The 2,176-nt window shown below is 53.4% G+C and carries 1 protein-coding gene; it reads right to left on the bottom strand.

The features are described 5' to 3' along the window. Positions 1 to 1,333: hypothetical protein (locus CRO75_RS32150; RefSeq protein ID WP_204856423.1), on the bottom strand; the 1,333-nt coding region annotated here is incomplete at its 3' end. Positions 1,334 to 2,176: the final 843 nt, after the last annotated feature.

The following is a 2,176-nucleotide window of genomic DNA, read 5'->3' as shown; positions in this document are numbered from 1 at the left end:
CCGGGATCTTGACCACAGTGCCGTCCGCCGCTTCGACGGCGTCGATCTTGCTGCCGCTGACTTGTTCATCGACGATCGGCGCCGTCAGGTTTTCGATTACATTAACGATGACCGAGCGACTGCTGACCGCAGAAACATTGCCGAACGTATCGGTAGCTGTCGCAGTAAGAGTACTCGCCCCGTTGGCCGGTACCTCATTGCCAGCAAAGGTCGCGGACCACTTACCATCTACATCTGCGATGACTTCCTTGGCCACACCACCCCAGACCAGCTTTACCAAGCTGCCTGGCTCAGCGCTCCCCCTAACAGTGACGCCGGCCTCCCTTTCCCTGTAATCGACCCGGTCATCTCCCGCAACAGCAGTAATTTCCGGAGCCTCCGCGCCCCAGCGGGTAAAGGTTCTGTCGGTCCAATCATCGGACTGATCGGCAGTTTTCGCTCCCTCCACGAATAGATCGTCGACAGTAGCGTTCGGCCCCTTGCTGGCCAACGCCAGACGAATGGTGTCGGTACGTGCAGCACCATCAGCAAAAACCACCAGATCCTTGCTCAGACCAATCAGGCCATTGGCAACAGATACTTTCTCAATCTGACCATTGATCTCACGCGTAAATACGATGGCACCGTTCTCGGGCGCCAAGGTTTTGGTGTAATCAGACCACTTGCCGGTCAGAAAAACCCGGTCGGTTCCCCCGAGCAACGCTACCGCATCAACGGTCGCCCCCGGAGTCACATATATTTGGTCGATACCAGCGCTACCGGCCAGCCGATGATTCAGCCCCACGGTAGGCATGACAAAGTTCACACCTGATTCGCGGGACAGCGCACGCACAAAGGTGTCCCCCGTCTGCGGCCCCGGCACAAAGGGCGCCTGGGACGTACGACTAGCATCCAACGCCGGAGTAGCCGAGGAATCTGCCATTAGCGCCAGGCGCGCATTTCGAGTGTCAATGGTCCCATCGGCAAACACCAGACTATCTCGAGTCAGATTAACCAAGCCATTACCCACGGTTACGCTTTCGACTTTACCCCCAACCTCTCGACTGAAAGTTAGAGTTCCGTTAGCCGAATCAATGGTCTTGGTATAATCAGACCACCGACCACCGAGATAAATACTGTCAGCGCCACCGAGCAATGCAGAGGCATCTACTTTGCTCCCCGGTGCAACCCAAATATTATCGCCAACCGCGCTACCCGTGACAGAATACTCCTTGCCATTTAGGCCATACAAATGCGTCACACCATCCAAAGTGTACTTAGCTTTACTGGTTCGGAAGTCCATCAATTGCTGATCCGACGACTTCAAAATGAGGTAACGCACGCTTATGGACATTGTAAGTAGGACCTGTATAAGTGAGTAGCGAGCGAGATTGCACTACCCAAATCAAAAGAGAGAAACCCAAAGCACCACGGCGGCCAACACAGAAGCAAAAATTCCAAACCACCAAGCCCCCCCAAAAAAACCCGAATCAGAAAGCATTTTGGTTGACCCAGAGAAGAAACCCGCAGCCGCACGCAGCTTCAACTACGACCAAATATCCCTAGCAATCACAAACAATGCCACATCAATCACCGACAAAATGTAGCGATAATTTATGCTGCGAATTTTCAACTTTCGGCAAATTCAAAGACCTGCGAGCCTCAAAAAAATGCCCACCCTCCCACACCAGCCCACCCCACTCAACGAAGCACATTGCAAGCAACAAAAAGAAAATTATCGCCAACTTGCGGCGACATCTGCCGGAAAACCTTCAACCAAGGCCCCACCTTTAATGATCGGGAACACTTAGCCACCTTGAAGTCGGTATTGCTCAAGGTGTCAGAAAACTCATGGATGTTATGCCCCCGCGCTCAAATGTTACATGCGAATGATCTACCGCATACCGGGAAATTTATACATGTTCGCGCCACGCTGAAAGCGAACTCCCAAAGTTGACGACATACGCCTCTCCAATTGACGACATACTGAAGCACGTCGCGTCGCCCCCCCCCAAAGTCCTATCGCTTTCGCGATGGCCAGATGGGCCTACCGCATAGTATGGGAGGACAGCAAGATCGAACCAGAACTCACCCAAACCGCTTAAGAGGGTGTAGACAAAATTATGTAGTGAGTCGGCGCGCGAGTATGCGCGCTTCGGCCAGCCACACCCACGCCTCACTCACAGCGAACAACCGG

Source organism: Pseudomonas sp. LAMO17WK12:I10 (genome assembly GCF_900215185.1).
In the GTDB taxonomy this organism is placed as follows: domain Bacteria; phylum Pseudomonadota; class Gammaproteobacteria; order Pseudomonadales; family Pseudomonadaceae; genus Aquipseudomonas; species Aquipseudomonas chlororaphis.
The sequence above is the reverse complement of the archived record's forward strand: the minus strand, read 5'-3'. Positions and strand labels throughout refer to the sequence as shown.